Here is a 22,697-nt window from a genome sequence, read left to right on the forward strand (position 1 = left end):
CGTGGACGGGCCGGGGCCGCCCGCCCCCGAGGGGAAGGCGGTCCGGCCCCGGCACCGTCCGGCGGTCGAATTACCTGGCGTGCTTCTTGTGCTTGCGGTGGTGCTTCTTGTGGTGGTGCTTGTGGTGCGCCTCCTTTGCGGCACACCCCACTTCCTTCTTCTTGGCCTTCTTGGCCAGTGTGATCTTCGCGAAGGACACGGTCGTTCCTCCCATCTCAGGACCCGTGACCGGGTCTCGGCGCCGCTCACATGCGGTCGAGCGCGGCTCGTACGGAAATACGGCGGCCGGAGTTCCGCCATTCAGGAAGGAAGTTGAGCGTCCAATGAGATTCCCTTACCGAACCCACAACCTGAAATCCGCGTCAAACGGCGGGTGTTCGTCACGGGTGTTCGTCAAATGGCGGGTGTCCGCGAGTTCCTGAGGGAATTCGCGAGGCCCCGATGTCAGGCGTCCGCATCCGCCGCGGGGTGGCCGGGGACGGCGCGCAGGGCGATGTCGACGGTGGCGTGCAGCGCGGCACGCCCCGCGCCGGCCGCCGCGTGCACGGCGTTGCCCTCGCTGACGACCATGACGTAGCGGGCCAGTGCGACCGGATCGGTGCCCGCGGGCAGGTCGCCCTCCGTGACCGCGCGGGAGAGCCGGTCGGCCAGTGCCTGTTCGCCGGCGAGGCGGCTCGCGGCGAGGAACTCGGCGATGCGGCCGTTGTCGCCGCCGTCGGCGAGGCCGCCCTGCACGGACAGGCAGCCGGCCGGACGGTCGGCACGGGTGATCGCGTCGACGTTGGCGTGCAGGAAGGCCGCGATGACGGCGTACCCCGTGGGCCGGGTGAGCGCCTCGCGGGCATAGGCCATGTCCGCCTCGGCGTACCGGGCCACGGCACGGCGGAACAGCTCCTCCTTGTTGCCGTACGCCGCGTACATGCTCGTCCGGTTGATGCCCATGGCGTCGGTGAGGTCGCTCAGCGACGCACCCTCGTACCCCTGGCGCCAGAAGACCTCCACCGCGCGGTCGAGCGCCGCGTCCGCGTCGAAGCCCCGGGGCCTGCCCCGCTCCGCCATGCTCACCCCCGTTCCCAGACGTCGAGAAAATTTTAACCGAGCGGTACGGAAATAACCGGGGCGGGTACGCCGTTCTTCAGTACCGAACGGTACAGAAACCCTTCTCAGGAGGAACCATCATGGGACAGCTCGACGGCAGGACCGCTCTCGTCACCGGCGCCACCTCGGGCATCGGCCTCGCCGCGGCCCGGCGGCTGGCCGCCGAGGGAGCGCACGTCTTCCTCACCGGCCGGCGCCAGGAGGCTTTGGACGAGGCGGTGGCCTCGATCGGCGACCGTGCCACCGGAGTGCGCGCGGACGTCGCCGACCTCGCCGACCTCGACCGGCTGTTCGCCGCCGTCGAACAGCACGGCGGCCTCGACATCGTCTTCGCCAACGCCGGCGGCGGGTCCTTCGCGGCCCTGCCCGACGTCACCTGGGAGCACTACGCCGACACGTTCAACACCAACGTCGGTGGCACCCTGTTCACCGTGCAGAAGGCGCTGCCGCTGCTCAGGCCGGGCGCCTCGGTCATCGTGACCAGCTCCAACATCGACACGAAGGGCGCCGCCTCGTTCGGCGTCTACGCCGCCAGCAAGGCCGCCCTGCGCTCCCTCACCCGCAGCTGGGCCGCCGAACTCGTCGGCCGGAACATCCGGGTCAACAGCATCGCCCCCGGCCCGGTCGAGACCCCGGGGCTCAGCGGTCTGGCCGGTGACCCCGCGGCCGCCGAGCAGCTCCTCAAGGGCCTGGCCGCCGGCGTGCCGATGAACCGGCTGGCGCGTCCCGAGGAGATCGCCGAGACCGTACTGTTCCTGGCGTCCGACGCCAGCAGCTACATGACCGGCGCCGAGATCTACGTCGACGGCGGTGCCAGCCAGATCTGACCGGGCCCCGCGAGAACGAGGTCCGGCGACCCCGCCCCCCGAAACCCACAAGGAGCACCATGCACACCGTCCCCGATCTGCTCGCCGCCAACCTGCACGGCGTCTTCGGCAACCGTGACGCGGCTACCCGGCGCGAGACGATCGAACGGATCTACACCGAGGACGTCGTCTTCACCGACCCGGAAGGCGTCACCACGGGCTGGGACGCCCTGGAGGACAAGGCGCGGGCACTGCTCGACAAGGTGCCCGCCGACTTCGGCTTCAGCGAGGACGGCCGCCGCTACGCCGGACCGCACGACGGAGCACTCGCCTGGGCTTTCGGTCCCGAGGGCGAACCGGCGGTGCGCGGCATCGACGTGATCACGGTCCGCGAGGGCCGGATCGCCGCCGTCCTCACCATGTTCACCGCCTGATCCCACCACCACCCGCGGACCACCGCATCCGCGCCCTGCGCCGGCCTGTCCCCGGTCCGCCCCCGGCCTGTCCCCGGTCCGTCTCCGGTGACGTCCATGCCGGACGACGGACCGGGCGGTCGCGCCGGGACAATGAACGCCATGAGCGACCGTATGAGCGACGCCGAGGACAGGCTGGCCAGGATCGAGCGGCGGCTGGAGACCGGCGGGCACGACGTCGTGCCCGCGTGGCGCAGGGCCACCCACGGCGAGCCGCGGTGGGCCGTGACCGCCGTCATCCTGGTCGCCGTGGCCATCCAGCTCATGCTGCCGCACCGGCTCGCCCTCCAGCCGTACTGGGTCCTGCCGGCCCTGGAGATCGCGCTGCTGGCCGGCCTGATCGCCGGCAACCCCCGCCGGGTGGAGCCCCGTACCCGGTGGCTGCGCCTGGTGGGGCTGGCCCTGATGGGCCTGATCAGCCTCGCCAACGGCTGGGCGGCGGCCCGGCTGGTGGTGGGCCTCGTGAACGGCACCGAGGGTGAGGACGCCGGGCCGCTGCTGCTGACCGGCGGCGGCATCTGGCTGACGAACGTCATCGTGTTCGCCCTCTGGTACTGGGAGTGGGACCGCGGCGGGCCGATGGAGCGGGTGCGCGGCCGCCACCAGTACGCGGACTTCCTCTTCGTGCAGATGCAGAGCCCCGAGATCGCGCCGGCGGACTGGGAACCGGCCTTCCTGGACTACCTGTACCTGTCCTTCACCAACTCCACGGCCTTCAGCCCGACCGACGTGATGCCGCTGTCGCGCTGGGCCAAGATGCTCATGATGCTGCAGTCCTCGGTCTCCCTGGTGACGGTGGTCCTGGTGGTGGCCCGGGCCGTCAACATTCTGCACTGACGGCAGGGGTGTCCTAGGTTCTTGGGCATGAGCGAAGACACCTCGCGGCTCGTGACGGTCCAGCGCACCGCCACCGGCCGCTACACCGCGACGAACCCCCGTGGCGGCACGATCGCCTTCGGTACCGGCGAGGGCACCGAGTTCACCCCGGTGGAGCTGCTGCTTGCCGCGATCGGCGGCTGCACGGTGGCCGACGTCGACGTCGCCACCAGCCGCCACACCGAACCGACCGCCTTCACGGTCACCGTCAGCGGCCACAAGGTCACCGACGAGGACGGGAACCGCCTGACCGACCTCGCGGTCCGCTTCCACGTCGCCTTCCCGGACGGCGCCTCGGGCGACCGCGCCCGTGCCATCCTGCCCCGGGCGGTCACCGTCTCCCACGACCGGCTCTGCACCGTCAGCCGCACGATCGAGGCGGGGACACCGGTCACCGTGTCGATCGAGGACCGGCCCGCCGGAGACGATCCCGCCCGGGACGGGACCGCCGAGCACGGGCCGGTCACGGACGGGCCCGCCGAGCACCGGCCGGGCGGCCGCTGACCGGGCGGTCGAAGTGCCGTGGTTACGATGGCGCGTGAACGGTTTCCCCTCGTCCCGGACGGACGGCGCGCCGAGCACCGCCGTCGCGTTCCCCCTCGGCGCCTCGACCACGCTCGCCGAACTCGCCCGGGACCCGCACCCGCGCCTGGCCCGGCTGCGCGCCCACGAACCGGTGTCGTGGCTGCCCGAACTGAACGGCTGGCTGGTCACCCGCCGCGACCTCGCGCTCGACGTGATGCGGGACTCCGTCACCTTCACCGTCGACGACCCCCGCTTCACCACCGCGCAGGTCGTCGGGCCCAGCATGCTGTCCCTGGACGGCGCCGAGCACGCCCGGCACCGGGAGCCCTTCGCCGCTCCCTTCCGGCCCCGCAGGGTGCACGACGGCTTCGCGGACTTCATAGAACGCGAGACCGACCGGCTCATCACCGCCCTGGAACCGGCGGGCGCCGCCGAACTGCGCCGCACCTTCGCCGGACCCCTCGCCGTGTCCGTCGTCACCGAGGCCCTCGGTCTGGTGGGTACGACCACCGACACGGTGCTGGCCTGGTACGACGCGATCGTCCGGTCCGTCTCGGACATCACGCAGGGGCTGGCCGCGGGCCCGGCGGGTCCCGCCGCGTACGCGGAGCTGCGGGCCGCCGTCGAGGCCACCGTGGCCGACCGGGACGCCGCCTCGCTCCTCGTCTCCGCCGCCGGGCGGCTGGACGCGGCCGAAGTGGCGTCCAACGCGGCGGTCATGATGTTCGGCGGCATCGAGACGACCGAGGCGATGATCACCAACGCCCTGCTCCACCTGCTCGGCGACCCCGGCCAACTCGCCCTGGTACAGGCCGACCCCGGTCTCCTCGACGGAGCCGTCGAGGAGTCCCTGCGCCTCGAGCCCGGCGCGGCGGTGGTGGACCGCTACGCCACCCGCGACACCGTGCTCGGCCCGGCCGCCGTCCGCCGCGGCGACCTCGTCAGCGTCTCCCTGACGGGCGCCAACCGTGACCCGGCGGTCTTCTCCGACCCGGACCGTTTCGACGTCCGCCGTGCCGAGGCCCGCCTCCAACTGGCCTTCGCCCACGGGCCGCACCACTGCGTCGCCGCGCACCTGGCCCGCCTGGAGACCCGTGTCGCCCTCCAGCGCCTGCTCGAACGCCTTCCCGGGCTGCGCCTCGACCCGGCCCGGCCCGCCGCGCCGTACGGCCTGGTCTTCCGAAAGCCGGCCGCCCTGCACGTGCGGTGGGACACGCCGGCCTGAACGTAGGGGTCGCCGGCCGGCGGGCGTGCGCGTCAGTACGCGTGGTGGACCTGCCAGAAGGCCCAGGCCTGGCAGGGGCTGCCGTAGGTGGTGTTCATGTAGTTGAGGCCCCACTTGATCTGGGTCGCCGGGTTGGTCTGCCAGTCGGCGGCCACGGAGGCCATCTTCGAGCCGGGCAGCGCCTGCACGAGGCCGTAGGCGCCGGAGGAGGGGTTGACCGCCAGGTAGTTCCAGGTGGACTCGTGGTCCACGATGTTGCTGAAGCACTGGAACTGGCCGCTTCCCACGATCTGCGCGGCCATCGCCTTGAGCTGCGCCACGGTGTAGGAGCTCTGCACCGCGAAGCCGGCCGTGGGATCGCCGGCCGCGGCCTTGGCCGCCGCCCGCTTCCTGGCGTCGGCCTGCTTGGCCTCGGCCGCCCTGGCCGCCGCCGCCCGGGCGGTGCGCTCGGCCGTCTTCCTGGCGCTCACGTCCGCCTGCACGGCCATGGCCTCGGCCTGCTGTGTCACGGACGCGGTCTGCACCCGGGCCTGCTGCCCGACGGGGATGTCCTGGAGGAGGGTGGCATCGGCCGTCGGCGCCTCACCGGCACCGGTGTCCGTGCTGCTGGCCGAGGCGACACCGGCGACGCTGCCGACAGCGGTGACCGCGGTGGCGGAGACGACCGCGAGTCCCCGGACTGACATACGGCTCACGCGCGTCCCTCCTCTTCACCCGTGTCACCCCACGCTGCGTGGTGAACGATGGAAGCATCCGGCTTGCCGGGCAACACAGTTGGCATACTCTTGCGCGCCTGCCCGGCCCGCGCAATCGCGGAGGAAGTGTGGATGCTCACACGGCAGCGACAGGGCGGCGCCGTGCCGAGGCGACGGCGCTGTCCTTCAGTGATCGTTTCGGTTCGGAGCATGGGCCGCGAATGCGCCGCTAAGGCGCGGCAAATGTGTGGCAGATGTGCGGAGCGGGGCCGTTCTCGATCGACTGTGGAGCTGTGGCCGGACCCGCGTCCGCTCGGCGGCTGTCCTCTCCATGATCCCGGACGGGCGCCCGCCGCCTGCCGGCCGTCGTGACCGCCGCCCCGTTTTCACCGGCAAGAATCGGCCGAACAGGGGGTGTATGTCGGTCAGTTGGCGGAGCGGACTCGGCTCGTGGACGCGGCTGCCGACAGCCCGGTGACCTCGAGTCACCGAAGGTCACAGGGTGCGTCGTGCGTCGCCGGAGGACGCGTGGGCGGTCGCCGGCTGTTGACCAGACTTCAAATCATGACCACAAATTCCACACACCCCCCTCTTCATACGGGCGTTGATGGTCTAGATTGACCGTGCTTCGCATGCTGGGACACGGGGCGACAAATGATGATCTATGGGTCCTTCGGTACGGAGGACCGGTAGCCGCGTCTCCGGCGTCGGACGTGAGGGTGATCAACTCCCGGGGCCCGGGAGGGGCTTCGGATGCGGGGAGCATCCAGGGCCGCGACGGGTTCCGGAGGTGTTTCGAGAGCCAGGGAGGCATGCGGGTCCGCCGCGGGCAACGGGCGGGTCCGGTCGGGAAGCGCTGAAGCAGCCGGGATGTCGTACGCGGAGGGCGGGGGCCGTCCGCGGGAAGAACAGTGCGGCGCGGGGAGCCGGGGGGCCTTCCGCAGGGCGGAAGCGTGCGGGAGGCGGGGGCCTCCCGGAGAGGAACCGTGTCAGGGCACCATGTCGAACCACTGGGGACCGGGGGGTTTCTGTGCGGCAGGGGGGACTAGTCGGCCCTTTTCCGCCGGCGCGAGGGCGCCTGGCGAAAGGGATCAGCAGCGGGCCGGCGATCGAGTGGGAGCAGCGGTACCGCCGTACCGTCATCGTCAGCGACACCCTGGCCACTGCCTTCGTGGTGGCGGGGATAGGAGAGTTCTTCGGGGCCAGGGACGCGGCCAACTGGCACGAGAAATGGGGGATCCTCGCGTTCGGCACCGAACTGCTGGTGCTGGGATCGCTCGCCGTGGGCCGGTCCTGGGCGCCGGCCGTACTCGGCCAGGGTGCCGAGGAGTTCCGGCGGCTCGGCCGCTCACTGTTCGCGGCGACCGTCGTCCTGGCGCTCGGCGGGATCGCCCTCACCTCGCGCAACATCAAGCTCTGGATCTTCGTCGCGATCCCCGCGATCGCGCTCGTCACCATGACCGCGCGGTATCTGCTGCGCCTGTGCCTGCACAGACGGCGGAAGGAAGGGCGCTGCCTGAGACCGGTGCTCGCCGCCGGCAGCCCCGCCACCGTGTGCGACCTGATCACCCGGACCCGCAAGTTCCCGCACATCGGCTGGCGGGTGGAGGCGGTGTGCACGCCGGACGGCCGCGGGCTCGAAGGTGACGAACTCGAGGGCGTGCCGGTCGTCGGCCGCCTGACGGACGTCGCCAAGCACGTCCGGCACGACGGCTACCGCGTCGTCGCGGTCACGCCGGACCCGCACTGGACGCCGGACCGGCTGCAACGGCTGGCCTGGAACCTCGAAGGCAGCGACGCCGAGATGGTCGTCGCCCCGGTGCTGATGGAGGTGGCCGGTCCGCGGCTGCACGTCGACGCGGTGCTCGGGATCCCGCTGCTGCGGGTCAGCCTGCCGACCTTCACCGGAGGCCGCCGGGCGATCAAGGAGGTCGTCGACCGGGTCGGCGCGGCGGTCCTGCTGATGTTGTTCGCACCGCTGATGGTCTTCGTCGCACTGCTCGTGCTGGCGGACAGCAAGGGGGGCGCCTTCTACCGCCAGCGCCGGGTCGGCAAGGACGGCCGGGAGTTCACGATTCTCAAGTTCCGGACCATGGTCGCCGGGGCGCACCGGGCCCGTACCGAGCTCGCCGACCGCGACGAGGGCGCGGGACTGCTGTTCAAGGTCCGCCGGGACCCACGGGTCACCCGGGTCGGGGGAGTGCTGCGCCGGTACTCCATCGACGAACTCCCGCAGCTGTTCAACGTGTTGGCCGGAGCGATGTCGCTGGTCGGCCCGCGGCCGCCGCTGCCGGAGGAGTGCGCCGCGTACGACCCGGACATCCGGCGGCGGCTGCTGGTCAAGCCCGGCCTCACCGGCCTGTGGCAGATCAGCGGACGCAGCGACCTGCCGTGGGAGGAGGCGGTCCGCCTCGACCTGCGGTACGTGGAGGACTGGTCGCTCGCCCTCGACACGGTGATCTTGTGGAAGACCATGCGCGCGGTGCTCCACGGACAGGGGGCCTACTGATGCTCGGGGGGCGCCGGCCGGCCGGCGCGCGGACCGCAGGCCACAAGGGCCTGCCTGGGGGGAGGGACGGAACATGAGAGTCAGCGTCTTCGGGCTCGGCTACGTGGGCTGCGTATCAGCCGCGTGCCTGGCCGGCATGGGGCACGACGTCATCGGGGTGGACGTCAACCAGGTGAAGGTCGACCTGGTCAACGACGGCCGGTCCCCGGTGGTGGAGGAACGTATCGGCGACCTCGTCGCCGAGGGCGTGCGGACTGGAGCCCTGCGCGCCACCGGCGACGTCCGCGAAGCGGTCATGGGCAGCGAGGTGTCGCTGATCTGCGTGGGCACCCCGTCGGAACCCAACGGCAGCCTGTGCACCACCTACCTGGAGCGGGTCACCGAGCAGATCGGCACCGCGCTCGCCGAGAAGGCGGGGCAGGGCGGACGGCACACCGTCGTGTTCCGCAGCACCATGCTCCCGGGCACCTGCCTGAACCTGCTGGTGCCGATCCTGGAGAAGCACACCGGCGGCACCGCCGGGGTGGACTTCGGGGTCGCCGTCAACCCGGAGTTCCTGCGCGAGGGCACGAGCGTGCGGGACTTCTTCGACCCGCCCAAGACCGTCATCGGCGAACTCGACCCGGCCAGTGGCGACACGCTGCTGAAGCTGTACGACGGCCTGCCCGGCGAGGTGTTCCGGGTGCCGGTCCCGACGGCCGAGGCGATCAAGTACGCGGACAACGCGTTCCACGGCCTCAAGATCGGCTTCGCGAACGAGCTGGGCGCGGTGTGCCAGGCGCTCGGCGTCGACTCGCACCAGGTGATGGACGTGTTCCTGGCCGACCGCAAGCTGAACATCAGCCCCGCCTACCTGCGTCCCGGCTTCGCCTTCGGCGGTTCCTGCCTGCCCAAGGACCTGCGCAGCCTGGTCCACGCGGCACAGCGCGCCGACGTCTCCGTACCCATCCTCGCCCACGTGCTGACCTCCAACGCCGACCATCTCCAGCGCGCGGTGGACCTGGTCGAGCGCACCGGCAAACGCCGGGTCGGCCTGTTCGGGCTGTCCTTCAAACCCGGCACCGACGACCTCCGCGAAAGCCCGCTGGTCGAGCTGGCGGAGCGGCTGTTCGGCAAGGGGTACGACATCAGGATCCACGACGCCAACGTCAGCCTCTCCCGGCTCATCGGCGCCAACCGCGAATACATCGAGACCCGGCTGCCGCACCTCGCGCAGCTGCTCGCCGACTCCGTCGACGAGGTGCTCGAACACGCCGAGGTGTGCCTGGTCGGGACGAAGGACCCGGCGGTGCTGTCGGCGCTGCCCCACGGCGAAGGACCCGTGATCGTCGACCTCGTCCGCCTTCCCGACGCCGAGACGCGCCGGACCGAACCGGGGTACGTGGGCCTTGCCTGGTGACGCGACAGGCGGCGGCGGCTCCGGCCGGCGCGCGCTGATCCTGGTGGAGAACCTGTCGGTGCCGTTCGACCGGCGGGTGTGGCAGGAGTGCACGACACTGCGCGACGCGGGCTGGACGGTGGACGTCATCTGCCCGCAGGGCAGCAAGCGCGACACCGAGCCGGAGGCGGAGATCGACGGGGTGCGGATCCACCGCTACCCGCTGCGCGCGGCCACCGGAGGGCCGGCCGGCTACCTGAAGGAGTACGGATCGGCGCTCTGGCACACGGCCCGGCTGGCCCGCAAGGTCGGCCCGGTCGACGTGGTCCACGCCTGCAACCCGCCCGACCTGCTCTTCCTGCCGGCGCTGTGGCTCAAGCGGCGCGGCGCGCGGTTCGTCTTCGACCAGCACGACCTGGTACCCGAGCTCTACCTCTCCCGGTTCGGCCGCGGCGAGGACCTGCTCTACCGGGCCGTGTGCGCCCTGGAGCGGCGGACCTACCGGGCCGCGGACATCGTCCTCGCCACCAACGAGAGCTACCGCGAGGTCGCGATACGCCGTGGCGGCCGGCGGCCCGAGGACGTCTTCGTGGTACGCAGCGCGCCCGCGACCGACCGGTTCCAGCCGGTGCCGGCCGAGCCTGAACTGAAGCGCGGCAAGCCCCATCTGCTCTGCTACCTGGGCGTCATGGGCCCCCAGGACGGCGTCGACTATGCCCTGCGGGCCCTCGCGAAACTCCGCGACGAGCTCGGGCGGACCGACTGGCACGCGGTGTTCGTCGGCTCCGGCGACGCCTTCGACGCGATGGTGGAGCTGTCCCGGCGGCTCGGGCTCGACGACCAGGTGCAGTTCACCGGACGCGTTCCGGACGCCGACCTGGTGCGCTACCTGTCCACCGCGGACGTCTGTCTCTCCCCCGACCCGCGCAATCCGCTCAACGACGTGTCGACCATGAACAAGGTCCTCGAGTACATGGCGATGGGCCGGCCGATCGTCTCCTTCGACCTGAAGGAGGCGCGGGTCTCCGCCGGTGAGGCCGCCGTCTACGCGCCCGCCGACGACGAGGCCGAGTTCGCCGCGCTCGTCGCGCTGCTCATGGACGACCCGGACCGGCGGGCCCGGATGGGCAAGATCGGCCAGGAGCGGGTCGGCGGGCCGCTCTCCTGGCAGAACTCGCAAGCAGCGCTGCTCGCCGCCTATACCGCCGCCTGCCGTGACCACACCCCGGTGTCGGCGGTCGAACATGCACGAACAGGGAAGAGGCAGCGCAGTTGAGCGAGGAATCGATACGTCTGGTCACCATAGGCCGGATATTCCGTCGGCGCTGGCGGCTGCTCGCCGTCCTCGCCGTCGTGGGCGCACTCGTCGGCTACGGCGCGTCCGTGGTGTTCCCGCCGCGGTACACGACGTCGGCGTCGGTCCTGCTGCCGGGGCAGTGGGAAGAACGCGAACTGCTGACGCAGGTCGACATCGCGACCAGTTCGACGGTGGTCGACCGGGCGGCCGCGGCGCTCGACTGGAAGGGCGTCGACGGCGCCGAGCTCCAGGACCAGGTGGCCGCCGCGGCCGCCGACGGCAACATCATCAAGATCTCGGGCACCGCCGACACCCCGAAACGCGCCCAGCAGCTCTCCGACCAGGTGGCCGCGCAGTTCGTGAAGTTCGCCTCGCGGATCGCGGGCGGCGGCACCGACTCCGCGGCGGCCACGGAGGCCCAGTCACTGCGCAACCAGGTCGAGGAGACCAACCGCCGCATCACCGACCTGGCCAACGCGGCCGATCCGGGACAGACCGTGGAGGGCGTGCAGGCCCGGACGGAGCTGGAGAAGCTCAGCACCTCGCTGGAGGAGGCCATGACGAAGCTGGACGAGGCCGACCCGGCGAACAACAAGGCCGGCATGGTCGTCATGGGACCCGCGGCCCGGCCGACCGGCGAGGCACCGCCCACCCGGCTCCAGCTCGTCCTCGCGGGAGCGGCGCTGTTCTTCCTGCTCGCGGTCGTCGGCCATCTCGCCGCCGCCCGGACGAACCGCCGGCTGCGTACCGAACCCGAGATCGCCGCGGCGCTGGGCTCGGCGCTGCTGGGCACCGTCGAGGTGCCCGGCGAGAAGCGCGGCGCGCGCCGGCCGGGAGCCGGTGGCGCGCGCGCCCGGCTCCGCCGGCTCCTCGGCACCGACAGCCGGTGGGACCTGCCGGCCCCGCCGCGGTCCGACGACGAGGCAGGCCGCCGGCTCCGCTACCGGCGGGTGTGTGCCCGCCTCCGGGACCAACTGCCCGCCCCCCGACGGCTGCTGGCGGTCGTACCGGACGGCGACGAGGCCGCCCGCCGGGCCGCCGGACTGCTCGCCGCCGAGGCCAGGAGCGATCCGCAGCTGCGGGTGGTGGAGGTCTCCGTGGACCGGCCGATCGTGCCGGACCGCGACACCGAGTCCGGCGCCCTGGTCGTCCTCAGCGCGGGCAACTGGACCGCCGAGGAACTCGCCGGCATCGCCGAGGCCTGTGCGGACGGCGGCCACGAGGTGCTGGGCATCGTCCTCGCCGACACGGTCCACGCCCGCGACACCCGGTCCGCCGGCCCCCCGCCGGACGACGCCACCCTCGCCCTCGCGGTGCCCGGCCAGGCGACGGGAGGTGCGGTGTGACCACGAGCACGCCCGCGGAGCCGTCGCCCGCCGCTCCGCTTCTCGACCTCCAGGCACTGGTGGTGTCGGTGCGCAGGCGCCGCCGCCTCTGGTGCGCCATGGCGCTCGTCGGCCTGCTGATCGGCGCCGCGCTGGCCGTGCTGATGCCGCCGTCCCCGACCGCCACGACCAAGGTGCTGGTCGCGCACGCGGAGGACCAGCCGAACGACACCGGAACCCTGATCCGCACCGACGTCCAGCTGCTGGGGACCACGCAGATCGCCGACAAGGCCCTGAAGTCCCTCAGGTCTTCGGAGAAACCCGAGGACTTCATGCAGGACTACCGGGGTACCGGCCTGACCAACAACCTGCTGGAGATCACCGTCACGGGCGACAGCGACGCCCAGGCGGTGGCCCGCGCCAAGGCACTGGCCGACGCGTTCGTCACGGACCACGTGCAGCGGATGCGGGAGACCGCGCAGGCCGAGGCCAAGGCGCTGCTCGACCAGCGTGACCGCATGCGGGAGGAACTCGCCCAGGTCAACAAGGAGATCGGCGGCCAGTCGGCGGACAGCGACCCGAAGGCGTCGGCCGCCCTGGAGTCGCTCTTCGCCCGCCGCGCCGAACTCAACTCGCGCATCGCCGACTTCGACGAGCGCGCCGCGGACGCCCGGACCGGCACCCCCCAGGTCGTCGCCGGCACCCAGATCGTGGACGCCCCGCGGGCGGTGCGGCACTCCCTGCCCAAGGCCCTCGTCACGGACGCCGTGATCGGGTTCGTCCTCGGACTCGTCCTCGGGCTCGCGCTGGCCGCGGTCGGCACGGTGGTGGCGGACCGCCCCGTGCTGCGCCGGGACATCGCGGCGAACCTGGGCGCCTCGGTCATCGCGGAGCTGCCCCGCAGGTCGGGCAGGCCGTGGCGGCGGCGACGCATCCGGCTGACCCGCGAACGGCTCACCGCGACCCTGGCCCGCACCACGCGCGGCTCCGCGGAACCGGTGTCACTGCTGGAACTGGGCTGCGCGCGCAGCACGGGCGCGATCGCCCTCGACCTCGCCAGGGCCGTCGCGGCGGAGGGGCCGGTGACCGTCATCGACGCCCTGCCCCGCCCGCAGCTCTCGGGCCGCCGCCAGAAGCCGGGAGACCCGACGGTGGTCGGCGCCGAACGTGCCGCGGCCCTGTCGCCCCAGGAGCGGCGGATCGGCGTCGGCTCGGTGGCGCCCGGAACGGCCTGGACCGACCTCCAGTACCTCGGCACCCGGACCGTGCTCGTGGTGCGCGCCGGGCACGGCAGCGCCGCATGGCTGCACACCGTGGCACGGCAACTCGCCGACCAGCACATCCCGGTGATCGGTGTGGTGCTGATCGACCCCGACCCCCGGGACCGCACCGACGGCACCCTGTGGGACGGACTGGGCACCGCGCTGCGCGGCCGCAGCGAGCGGCCGCCCCGGCAGCCGGAGCCGGAGCCGGGGACGGGCCGGCGACGGGCTGAGCGGCAGCCGGTGTGGGCCGCCCGGGGCCCGGACAACGACCAGGAGGCGCGGTAGCACATGTGTGGCATCGCAGGCACTTACCGATGGCCGGACGGCAAGGCCGTCACCGACCGCCTCACCGACACCCTGGCCCACCGCGGCCCGGACGGGGCGGGGCGCTACAGCCACCCCGCGGGCGACGGCGAGGTGAACCTCGGACACCGCCGCCTGGCCATCATCGACCTGTCCGACACCGGCGCGCAGCCGATGGTCTCGGACGGTCTCGTCCTGACGTACAACGGCGAGCTGTACAACGCGCCCGAGCTGCGTGCCGAGCTGGCGGCCGGCGGGGTGCGCTTCCGCGGCACCTCCGACACCGAGGTGCTCCTGGAGGCCTGGCGGCGCTGGGGCACCGACTGCCTGCCCCGGCTGCGCGGCATGTTCGCGTTCGGCGTCTTCGACGAACGCACCGGTGAGCTGGTGCTCGCCCGCGACCAGCTCGGCATCAAGCCGCTGTTCCTGCTCCGGCGCGGCGGGGGCCTGGTGTTCGCCTCCGAACTCAAGGCGCTCGCCGTCGCCACCGGCGGCAAGCTGGAGGTGGACGACGCGGCCCTGGTGGCGTCGCTGCTGTACTACTGGGTGCCGGACTCCCGGTGCGCGTTCCGCGAGGCGGAGAAGCTGCCGCCGGGGAGCTGGCTGCGGTGCCGGCCCGACGGCCGGGTGGAACGCGGCAGCTTCTGGAACCTGAAGGACGTCGCCGCCGAGGGCCGGGAACGGGCCCTGGCCGGCGAGGGGCCGGACCTGGCCGCCGTCGTCGAGGAGTCGACCCGGCGGCACCTGCTCTCCGACGTACCCGTGGCGACCTTCCTCTCCGGCGGCCTCGACTCCAGCTACCTGACCGCGCTGGCGGCCCGGCACCAGCCGGGCATCTCCGCCTACACGATCGGGTTCCGCGCCGAGGACGCCAGGTTCGAGGCGATGCCGGACGACCTGCGCTACGCCCGGCAGGTCGCCGAGCGGTTCGGGGTCGACCTGCACGAGATCGAGATCGCGCCGGACGTGCTCGACCTGCTGCCGCGGATGACGTACCACCTGGACGAGCCGATCGGCGACCCCGCCGCGATCAACACCTACCTCATCTGCATGGCCGCACGGGAGGCCGGGGTCAAGGTGATGCTCTCCGGGATGGGCGCGGACGAGCTGTTCGCCGGGTACCGCAAACACCTGGCCAACCTGATCGCGCTGCGCTACCAGCGGGTCCCGCGGCCCCTCAGGCGCGGGGTGTCCGGGGCCGTGGACCGGCTGCCGGTCGCGACGAGCCGCCGTGGGTACCGCTCCGTGCGCTTCGCGAAGCGCTTCCTCTCCTTCGCCGACCTGCCGGAGGAGACCGCCTTCCGGCGCAGCTACACCATGTACGACCAGGACGAGCTGCTGGCCCTGCTCGATCCGGACCTGGCCGGGACGGTCGACGACGTGCTGACCGAGCACGCCGACGTCTACGGGGACAACGACCTCGACGACTTCGTCAACCGCATGTGCCTGACCGACGCCCGGATGTTCCTGCCCGGCCTGAACCTCACGTACACGGACCGCTCCAGCATGGCCGCCTCGACCGAGGTACGCGTGCCGTACGTGGACGTCGAGGTGGTCAAGGCGGCGTTCGCCGTGCCCGGCGACCGCAAGATCGTCGGGCGACAGGGCAAGGCCGTCCTCAAGGAGGCGGCCACCTCGATCCTGCCCCGGGAGATCGTGTACCGGCCCAAGGGCCTGTTCAGCGCCCCGTTGCGGGCCTGGATGAGCCGGGACCTGGCACCGCTGGTGCGCGAGGTGGTCAACGACGGCGAGCTGGTCCGTTCCGGCTTCCTGCGCCGTGACGCGCTCGCCCGCATGGTCGCCGAGGACGCCGCCGGACAGCAGGACTTCTCCAAGCATCTGTGGCACGTACTGACCCTCGAGTACTGGTATCGCGACGCGACCTCTGGGTCCGGCCAGAGCACTCGGCAAACGGCTTAGGAATCAGGGGAGTTCCGGTGAAACAGGTTGTACAGAACTACAAGAGCGGCGAGCTGGCGGTGCTCGACGTTCCGGTACCGGGGTGCAAGCCGGGCGGTGTGCTGGTCCGCAGCGCCTACTCGCTGATCTCCACCGGCACCGAGCTGATGAAGGTGTCCGAGGCCGGCATGTCGATGCTGGGCAAGGCCCGCTCCCGGCCGGACCAGGTGGCCAAGGTGATGCAGAGCGTGGCCACCAACGGGGTGCCCGCCACCTACCGCAAGGTGATGGGCAAGCTGGACTCCTACACACCGCTGGGCTACTCGCTGTGCGGGGTGGTCGAACAGGTCGGCGCCGGCGTCGACGACGTGAAGGCCGGCGACCTCGTGGCCTGCGCCGGCAACGAGCATGCGCTGCACGCCGAGTTGAACTGGGTACCGAAGAACCTCTACACCCCGGTGCCGGACGGCCTCGCGCCCCGCCACGCCGCCTTCGGCACCGTCGGGTCGATCGCGATGCAGGGCGTCCGCCAGGGCGAGCCGCAACTCGGCGAGGTGGCTCTGGTCATCGGGCTCGGCCTGATCGGACAGCTGGTGGTCCAGCTCCTCACCGCCGCCGGAGTGCGTGTCGTCGGCGCCGACCCCGACCCGGCGCGCTGCGAACTCGCCGCCCGGCTGGGCGCCGTGGCCTGCGACGACCCGGCGTCCGCGGCCCTGGAGGCCGCCGTCGCCGAACTCACCGACGGGCACGGCGTGGACCAGGTGTACCTGGCGGCGGGCGGCGGCAGCAACCAGCCCGTCGAGCTGGCCGCCCGGCTCTGCCGCGACCGCGGCCGGGTCGTCGACATCGGCAAGTGCCGCCTGGACCTGCCGTGGAACGCGTACTACGAGAAGGAGCTCGACGTCCGGTTCTCGCGGTCGTACGGCCCCGGCCGCTACGACCCGGAGTACGAGCTGGAGGGACGCGACTACCCGATCGGCTACGTGCGCTGGACCGAGCGCCGCAACCTCGCGTGCTTCCTGGACCTGGTCGCCCGCGGCCGCGTCGACGTGGAGCCGCTGGTCTCCCACGTCGCCGACTTCGACGACGCGGTCGACACGTACCGGCGTCTGAAGGACGGCGAACTGAAGGCCGTGGCCGTCCTGTTCCGGTACCCGGAGCCGACGCGGGACACGGGCGAGGAGCGGGAGGCGGCGGAACTCGTGCTGGCCGTGCCCGCCGTGCGGGCGAAGCCGGCTCCGGCCCGCGCCACCGGGACGCCGGTGAAGCTGGCGTTCGTGGGCGCCGGGAACTACGCGACGTCGATGCTGCTGCCGCACCTGGCACGGCGCGAGGGCGTCGAGCTGTCGACGGTCGTCACCACGACGGCGCTCTCCGCGGCCAACGCGCAGCGGAAGTTCGGCTTCGCCGAGGCGACCACCGACCTCGACACCGTGCTCGGCGACAAGTCGATCGACGCGGTGTTCGTGGTCACCCGGCACAGCTCGCACGCCGAACTGACCCGCAAGGCGCTGCTGGCCGGCAAGACGGTGTTCGTGGAGAAGCCGCTGGCCCTCACCGAGGACGAACTGGCGGGCGTCCTCGCGGCGGTGGAGGAGTCCGGCAACGACCGGCTCCAGGTGGGCTTCAACCGCCGGTTCGCACCGCTGCTGACGGAGGCCAAGAAGCGCCTCGGCGTCCGCACCGGTCCGGCGAGCCTGCGCTACCTGGTCAACGCGGGCCGGCTCCAGCAGGGCAGCTGGTACCTCCGCCAGGGCACCGAGGGCTCACGGTTCGAGGGCGAGGGCGGCCACTTCGTCGACACGGCGAGCTGGCTGCTCGACGCCGACCCGGTCTCCGTCTACGCGGTCGCCGCGGCCGGCAACGACGACCTTCAGGTCGTACTGCGCTACCCGGACGGGTCGACGGCCACCCTCAGCTACGTCACCACCGGCGCGCCCGGCTTCCCCAAGGAGACGCTGGACCTGGTCGCGGACGGCAAGGTGCTGCGGCTCGACGACTTCGTCCGTGCCTCGGTGTACGGCCCGAAGCGGTGGGTCAGTTCACGGCTGCCCAAGGCCCGCGACAAGGGCCAGAACGCCGAACTGGCCGCGTTCGTCAAGGCCGTGCGCACCGGCGGGCCGATGCCGGTGCCGCTGGAGTCGCTGGTCGCGACCACGGCGGCGACCCTCGCCGTGCGGAGCGCCCTCGCCGCCGGCGCGCCGGTGACGTTGGAGCGGGCCCGATGACCGTGAGCTCGGGGAGTGCGGGCTGGTACCTGCGGCGGCTGTCCGCCATGGGGCCGGCGGAGGTCGTGGGCCGGGCCGGCGACACGCTGCGCAGACGCCGGTGGCGGACCGCCCGGCCGCACTGCCCGAACGTGACCGGGGCCCGGTTCACCGCGGTACTGCCCGCCGGGACGATCGCCGCCCTGCCTCCCGACGCCGCGAAACGTCTCGTCGCGGAGGCGGACCGGCTCATGGACGGGCACGCCGAGTTCTTCGGGGTGGTCCGCGACGACCTGACCGACCCGGACTGGTGGCTCGACCCGAAGACCGGCCGCCGGGCTCCCGCGGGCTACGCCTTCGACGTGCCGTACCGGAGCGAGGACGCGGTCGGGGACATCAAGCAGATCTGGGAGCCGTCCCGGCACCAGTACCTCACTGTGCTCGCCGCCGCCTACGCGGTCACCGAGGACGAGCGGTACGCCGTGCGCGTGGCCGGGCACCTGCGGTCGTGGTGGCGGGCGAACCCGCCGCTGCGGGGCGTCCACTGGCTCAGCGGTATCGAGCTGGGCATCCGGCTGCTGTCCTGGGTGTGGATCCGCCGGCTGCTGGACGGCTGGTCCGGCGCGGCCGCGCTGTTCGAGGACAACCCCGTGGCGGTGCACCAGATCTGGCACCACCAGCGCTGGCTGGCGGCCTTCCCCAGCCGGGGGTCCTCAGCGAACAACCACGTCATCGCCGAGAGCGCCGGGCAGTTCGCCGCGGCCTGCGCGTTCGACTGGTTCCCCACGTCGGGACGCTGGCGGGCCGACGCGCTGCGGTCGCTGGACCGGAACCTGCGCGCCAACACCTACCTCTCCGGGCTCAACCGCGAGCTGGCCACCGAGTACCACGGACTCGTCCTCGAACTCGGCCTGGCCGCCGTGGCCGAGGCGGACGCCGCCGGCGTACCGGTGCCCGCGTCGGTCCGCCTGGTGCTGCTGCGGATGACCGACGCGCTCGCGGCCGTCGTGGACAGCCGGCTGCGGCCGCCGCGCCAGGGCGACGCGGACGACGGGCACGGTCTGGTCGTGGACGGCGCGGGCACCGACCGCTGGGGCTCGCTGCTGGCCACCGGCGACGCCGTGTTCGGCCGGCTCGACTGGTGGCCGGCGGTGACCGGCACCGACGTGCGCACCACGCTGCTGGCCGCGCTCATCGAACCCGTGGCGCCGTCCGTGCGCCGCCCGGCGGACCGGCCCGCGCACTTCGCCGACGCGGGCATGACGATCCTGCGCGGCCCGGGCGGGATCTGGTGCCGCTGCGACGGCGGTCCGCACGGCTTCCTGTCCATCGCCGCGCACGCCCACGCGGACGCGCTGTCCGTGGAGGTCCGGCACGACGGGGTCGACGTGCTCGCCGACCCGGGGACGTACTGCTACCACGGACAGCCCGAGTGGCGGCGGTACTTCCGTTCCACCCTCGGCCACAACACCCTGCAACTGGACGGCGGCGACCAGTCCGTCTCCGGCGGCCCGTTCCTGTGGACCCGGCACGCGCGGAGCCGGGTCCTGGAGGCCGCCCCGGCCCGCTGGAGCGCCGAGCACGACGGCTACCCGGGCTCCGTGCACCGCCGGCGGGTGGAACTGGCTTCGGAGACCCAGGAGTTGACGATCGTGGACGAGGTGCGCGGCCCGCGCCGGCAGGTGCGCCTGGCGTTCCACCTCGGGCCGGCCGTCACCGCAGAGCTGGTGGGGAGCCGGGCACGGCTCACCTGGACCCGGGACGGCGAGGACCGCTCGGCCGTGCTCGACCTGCCGGGACAGCTGTCCTGGCGGGCACATCGCGGCGAGACCGAGCCGCCGCTGGGCTGGTACTCCGCGGGATTCGGGCGCAAGGAACCCACCACGACGCTGGTCGGCACGGGCACGGGCACCGGCACGGGCACCGGTGCCGCGGGCGGCGCGGGCGGCGCGGACGGCCCGGGCGGCGCGGGCGGCTTCACCACCGTGCTCAGGTTCGGCGGCTAGGGAGAGGCGCGTGCGGATCAAGAGAGGGCCCTGGGCGTGGGCGGCGGCGCCGCTGACGCTGGCCCTGCTGACGGCGACCGGCTGCGACGGCACGCCGGACGCCCCGGCGGCGCGGCCGACCGCCGCACCGTCCACGTCCACGTCCGCGGCCCGTGCCGTGGCCCGGGTGTGCGCCGACCCGGCGGCCGGACCGGCGAAGGCACCGGCGGGCGCGGTGACGGTCGACCCCGCGGTCGTCGGCGACCTGGCGGCGAAGACCAGGAGCAGCCCGGCGAACACCACCTTCTGGCTCCGGCCGGGCACCCACCGGCTCGCCCCGGACCGCTACGCCCAGGTCGTCCCCAAGAAGGGGGACCGCTACCTCGGCGCGCCCGGCGCGGTGCTCGACGGCCGGAAGAAGAACCAGTACGCGTTCGCGGGCACCGCTCGCGACGTCACCATCCGCTACCTGACCGTGCAGCACTTCGTCGCACCGCAGAACGAGGGCGTGGTCAACCACGACTCGGCCGACGGCTGGGTGATCGAGCACACCACGATCCAGGACAACTCCGGGGCCGGGCTGATGGCCGGTGCCCACCAGCGGGTGCGCGCCAACTGCCTGCGCGACAACGGTCAGTACGGGATGAACGCCTACAAGGGCGGCGGCGGCATCCGTGACCTGGTGGTCGAGGACAACGAGATCGTGGGCAACAACACCGACGACTGGGAACGCCGGCAGCAGGGCTGCGGCTGCACCGGAGGCATCAAGTTCTGGGCCGTCGACGGCGCGGACATCCGCGGCAACTGGGTGCACGACAACCACGGAGCCGGGTTGTGGGCGGACACCGACAACAACGACTTCCTGGTCGAGAACAACGTGCTGGACGCCAACGCCGGTGCCGCGCTGATCTACGAGACCAGCTACAACGCGATCATCCGGAACAACACGATCCGGCGGAACAACTGGGTCGAGGGCCGCAGGTACGCCGACCGCGGCGACAACTTCCCGTACGCGGCCGTCTACCTGTCCGAGTCCGGCGGCGAACCACGCGTCGAAGCCCGTACCGACAAGATCGAGATCTACCGGAACGTGCTGGAGAACAACTGGTCCGGGATCACCCTGTGGGAGAACGCCGACCGCTTCTGCAACAGCCCGGCCAACACCTCCTCCGGTGACTGCACGCTGCTCGTGAAGAACACCGACCGTTGCACGGAACCGGCGATCGCCAGGGCGCCGCTCTACTTCGACTGCCGGTGGAAGACCCAGCGGGTGGACATCCACGACAACCGCTTCGTGCTCGACAAGTCCGTGATCCAGTGCACGCAGCTGTGCGACCGCATGGCGGTGCTGTCCAACTACGGAACCTATCCCGACTGGTCGCCGTACAAGGGCGAGAAGGTAGCCGAGGCGATCACCCACCGACAGGACAACCACTGGCACGACAACGTCTACCTCGGACCGTGGCAGTTCGTCGCCTACGACCCGAGCCGGGTCCTCGACTTCGACGACTGGCAGGGCACGGACTACCGACAGGACGCGGGCAGCACACTCCGTTCCAGGGCGGGTGGTTGAGATGGACAGCCAGCTGAACACCCGGACGGGCGCGCGGCCCGGCGCCGGACCGGCACCGGCCGGCACACCGCGGATCGTCGGCGCCGTCTGGGGACTGCTGGTCCTCAACACCCTCGGCTCCGCGGGGGCGAAGACCATCGTCCCGCTGCCCCGCTCCCTCATCCAGATGGTCACCATGGGCGCCCTGGTCGCCGCGTTCGCGCTGGCGCTCGCGGTCAACCTCCGGCTGCGCATCCGGCCCAGCGCCTATCTGCTGCTGCTCACCCTGCTGCTGGTGTCGAGCGTGATCTCCAGCGCGAACCTGGAGTCCGGGTTCGGCGCGCTGTTCCGCTGCTTCCGGCTGGCCCTCTTCATCGGGACCCTGTGGCTGCTCAGCCGCTGGTGGGACGGCAGCCTGACCTTCGTCCGGCACCACATCCGGGCGTACTTCGCGGTACTCGGATCGGTGGCCGCCGGCCTCGTGGTCTCGCCGGGCGCGGCCCTGCCCGACCTGTACGGCGGCCGCCTGGTCGGCGCGTTGTGGCCGCTCACCCCGCCGCAGATCGGACAGTACGCGGCGGTGATCATCGGACTCACCGTGCTGCTCCTGCTGGGCGGCCGGACCGACAGGACGAGCGCCGTGGTGGTCATCGTGCCGTCCTTCGTGCTGCTCGCGCTGACCCACACCCGGACGGCCACGCTCGGCCTGTTCCTCGGGCTGGCACTGGCCATCGGCTCGCTCCTCCTGACCAGCGCGGCCGCCCGCCGCTTCTTCACCTGGGCGGTGCTGTGCGGCGCGGTGGCCGCGGTGGGGTTCGCGTCCGCCCTGCAGACCTGGTTCCTGCGCGGACAGAGCAAGGAGAACTTCTCCAGCCTCACCGGCCGGGCCAAGGTCTGGGACGCCCTGCTGGCCGCGCCCCGGTCGACCTCGGAGCAGCTGCTCGGCGTGGGCCTGGGCGACAAGTCGTTCGGCGGCCTGCCCATCGACAACAGCTGGCTCGCCGTCTACAACGAGCAGGGCCTGGTCGGCGTGACCCTCGTCGCGGTGGTCATCGTCGTACTGGGCGCCGTCGCGCTGCTGCGGCCCCCGTCGCTCCAGCGGGCCTGCGCCATCTTCCTGATCGGCTACTGCGCGATCGCCTCGTACACCGAGGCCGGTCTCGGTGACGCCTCGCCGTACCTGCTGCATCTCGCCCTCGCCGCCTCGCTGCTGGCGGCGCCCGCCGCGCCCGCGCCGCCCTCGGCGCCCGAACCGCCCAGACGATCGGAGGTGACCTGA

The 22,697-nt window shown here is 72.4% G+C and carries 17 protein-coding genes and 1 pseudogene; 15 read left to right on the top strand and 3 right to left on the bottom strand.

Going from position 1 to position 22,697, the window contains the following annotated elements; all coding sequences use genetic code 11:
* Window positions 1–70 precede the first annotated feature (70 nt).
* Window positions 71–199: a hypothetical protein gene (locus MB828_RS05885; protein ID WP_301647221.1), complete on the bottom strand. Its 129-nt coding sequence runs from the start codon at window positions 197–199 to the stop codon at window positions 71–73.
* Between the two features lie 245 nt (window positions 200–444).
* Window positions 445–1,059 carry a TetR/AcrR family transcriptional regulator gene (locus MB828_RS05890; RefSeq protein ID WP_301647270.1) on the bottom strand — a complete coding sequence of 205 codons (615 nt, stop codon included), beginning with the start codon at window positions 1,057–1,059 and terminating at the stop codon, window positions 445–447.
* 119 nt (window positions 1,060–1,178) lie between these two features.
* Between MB828_RS05890 and MB828_RS05895 the strand changes: the two genes are divergently transcribed.
* The 5 genes and pseudogenes from MB828_RS05895 (at window position 1,179) to MB828_RS05915 (ending at window position 5,003) form a co-directional block, all read left to right on the top strand.
* Window positions 1,179–1,925: an SDR family NAD(P)-dependent oxidoreductase gene (locus MB828_RS05895; protein ID WP_133023051.1), complete on the top strand. Its 747-nt coding sequence runs from the start codon at window positions 1,179–1,181 to the stop codon at window positions 1,923–1,925.
* A 59-nt stretch (window positions 1,926–1,984) separates the two neighbouring features.
* Window positions 1,985–2,338, top strand: coding sequence for a nuclear transport factor 2 family protein (locus tag MB828_RS05900; protein WP_301647222.1), 354 nt, complete (start codon window positions 1,985–1,987; stop codon window positions 2,336–2,338).
* 141 nt (window positions 2,339–2,479) lie between these two features.
* Complete coding sequence (locus MB828_RS05905) at window positions 2,480–3,214, top strand: hypothetical protein (protein ID WP_301647223.1); 735 nt, start codon at window positions 2,480–2,482, stop codon at window positions 3,212–3,214.
* 27 nt (window positions 3,215–3,241) lie between these two features.
* Window positions 3,242–3,664: pseudogene (locus MB828_RS05910) on the top strand (OsmC family protein); the annotation flags it as partial.
* A 127-nt stretch (window positions 3,665–3,791) separates the two neighbouring features.
* On the top strand, window positions 3,792–5,003 hold the full coding sequence (locus tag MB828_RS05915) for a cytochrome P450 (RefSeq protein WP_301647224.1): 1,212 nt from the start codon (window positions 3,792–3,794) through the stop codon (window positions 5,001–5,003).
* 32 nt (window positions 5,004–5,035) lie between these two features.
* Here the strand turns inward: MB828_RS05915 and MB828_RS05920 are convergent, their stop codons facing one another.
* Window positions 5,036–5,698, bottom strand: coding sequence for a transglycosylase SLT domain-containing protein (locus MB828_RS05920; RefSeq protein ID WP_301647225.1), 663 nt, complete (start codon window positions 5,696–5,698; stop codon window positions 5,036–5,038).
* A gap of 1,030 nt (window positions 5,699–6,728) precedes the next feature.
* Between MB828_RS05920 and MB828_RS05925 the strand changes: the two genes are divergently transcribed.
* From MB828_RS05925 to MB828_RS05970, 10 genes are all read left to right on the top strand, one after another.
* Window positions 6,729–8,207, top strand: coding sequence for a sugar transferase (locus MB828_RS05925; protein ID WP_301647226.1), 1,479 nt, complete (start codon window positions 6,729–6,731; stop codon window positions 8,205–8,207).
* A 73-nt stretch (window positions 8,208–8,280) separates the two neighbouring features.
* Window positions 8,281–9,606, top strand: coding sequence for a nucleotide sugar dehydrogenase (locus tag MB828_RS05930; RefSeq protein ID WP_301647227.1), 1,326 nt, complete (start codon window positions 8,281–8,283; stop codon window positions 9,604–9,606).
* Window positions 9,596–10,861, top strand: coding sequence for a glycosyltransferase family 4 protein (locus tag MB828_RS05935; RefSeq protein WP_301647228.1), 1,266 nt, complete (start codon window positions 9,596–9,598; stop codon window positions 10,859–10,861). The genes MB828_RS05930 and MB828_RS05935 overlap by 11 nt, the downstream gene beginning before the upstream one ends.
* Window positions 10,858–12,228 (top strand): Wzz/FepE/Etk N-terminal domain-containing protein, encoded by a 1,371-nt coding sequence (locus MB828_RS05940; protein WP_301647229.1) that lies wholly within the window; start codon window positions 10,858–10,860, stop codon window positions 12,226–12,228. Before MB828_RS05935 ends, MB828_RS05940 begins: the two co-directional genes overlap by 4 nt.
* Entirely contained in the window at window positions 12,225–13,757 is a 1,533-nt protein-coding gene (locus tag MB828_RS05945) for a Wzz/FepE/Etk N-terminal domain-containing protein (RefSeq protein ID WP_301647230.1), read from the top strand. The genes MB828_RS05940 and MB828_RS05945 overlap by 4 nt, the downstream gene beginning before the upstream one ends.
* Window positions 13,758–13,760: 3 nt before the next feature.
* A complete protein-coding gene (gene asnB / locus MB828_RS05950; protein ID WP_301647231.1) occupies window positions 13,761–15,695 on the top strand; it encodes an asparagine synthase (glutamine-hydrolyzing) in 1,935 nt (644 codons plus the stop codon).
* A gap of 17 nt (window positions 15,696–15,712) precedes the next feature.
* The gene (locus MB828_RS05955; RefSeq protein ID WP_301647232.1) at window positions 15,713–17,902 is read left to right on the top strand and encodes a bi-domain-containing oxidoreductase; all 2,190 of its coding nucleotides are present in this window, start codon (window positions 15,713–15,715) and stop codon (window positions 17,900–17,902) included.
* Window positions 17,899–19,887 (top strand): heparinase II/III family protein, encoded by a 1,989-nt coding sequence (locus MB828_RS05960; RefSeq protein ID WP_301647233.1) that lies wholly within the window; start codon window positions 17,899–17,901, stop codon window positions 19,885–19,887. The genes MB828_RS05955 and MB828_RS05960 overlap by 4 nt, the downstream gene beginning before the upstream one ends.
* A 10-nt stretch (window positions 19,888–19,897) precedes the next feature.
* The gene (locus MB828_RS05965; protein ID WP_301647234.1) at window positions 19,898–21,439 is read left to right on the top strand and encodes a right-handed parallel beta-helix repeat-containing protein; all 1,542 of its coding nucleotides are present in this window, start codon (window positions 19,898–19,900) and stop codon (window positions 21,437–21,439) included.
* Window position 21,440: 1 nt separating this feature from the next.
* A complete protein-coding gene (locus MB828_RS05970) occupies window positions 21,441–22,697 on the top strand; it encodes an O-antigen ligase domain-containing protein (protein WP_301647235.1) in 1,257 nt (418 codons plus the stop codon).

Source organism: Streptomyces arenae (genome assembly GCF_022343545.1).
In the GTDB taxonomy this organism is placed as follows: domain Bacteria; phylum Actinomycetota; class Actinomycetes; order Streptomycetales; family Streptomycetaceae; genus Streptomyces; species Streptomyces humi.

Coding starts and splice junctions, on each gene's coding strand:
- MB828_RS05890 (WP_301647270.1), bottom strand. CDS start 1,059: ATGGCGGAGCGGGGCAGGCCCCGGGGCTTCGACGCGGACGCGGCGCTC.
- MB828_RS05895 (WP_133023051.1), top strand. CDS start 1,179: ATGGGACAGCTCGACGGCAGGACCGCTCTCGTCACCGGCGCCACCTCG.
- asnB (WP_301647231.1), top strand. CDS start 13,761: ATGTGTGGCATCGCAGGCACTTACCGATGGCCGGACGGCAAGGCCGTC.
- MB828_RS05930 (WP_301647227.1), top strand. CDS start 8,281: ATGAGAGTCAGCGTCTTCGGGCTCGGCTACGTGGGCTGCGTATCAGCC.
- MB828_RS05905 (WP_301647223.1), top strand. CDS start 2,480: ATGAGCGACCGTATGAGCGACGCCGAGGACAGGCTGGCCAGGATCGAG.
- MB828_RS05960 (WP_301647233.1), top strand. CDS start 17,899: ATGACCGTGAGCTCGGGGAGTGCGGGCTGGTACCTGCGGCGGCTGTCC.
- MB828_RS05970 (WP_301647235.1), top strand. CDS start 21,441: ATGGACAGCCAGCTGAACACCCGGACGGGCGCGCGGCCCGGCGCCGGA.
- MB828_RS05900 (WP_301647222.1), top strand. CDS start 1,985: ATGCACACCGTCCCCGATCTGCTCGCCGCCAACCTGCACGGCGTCTTC.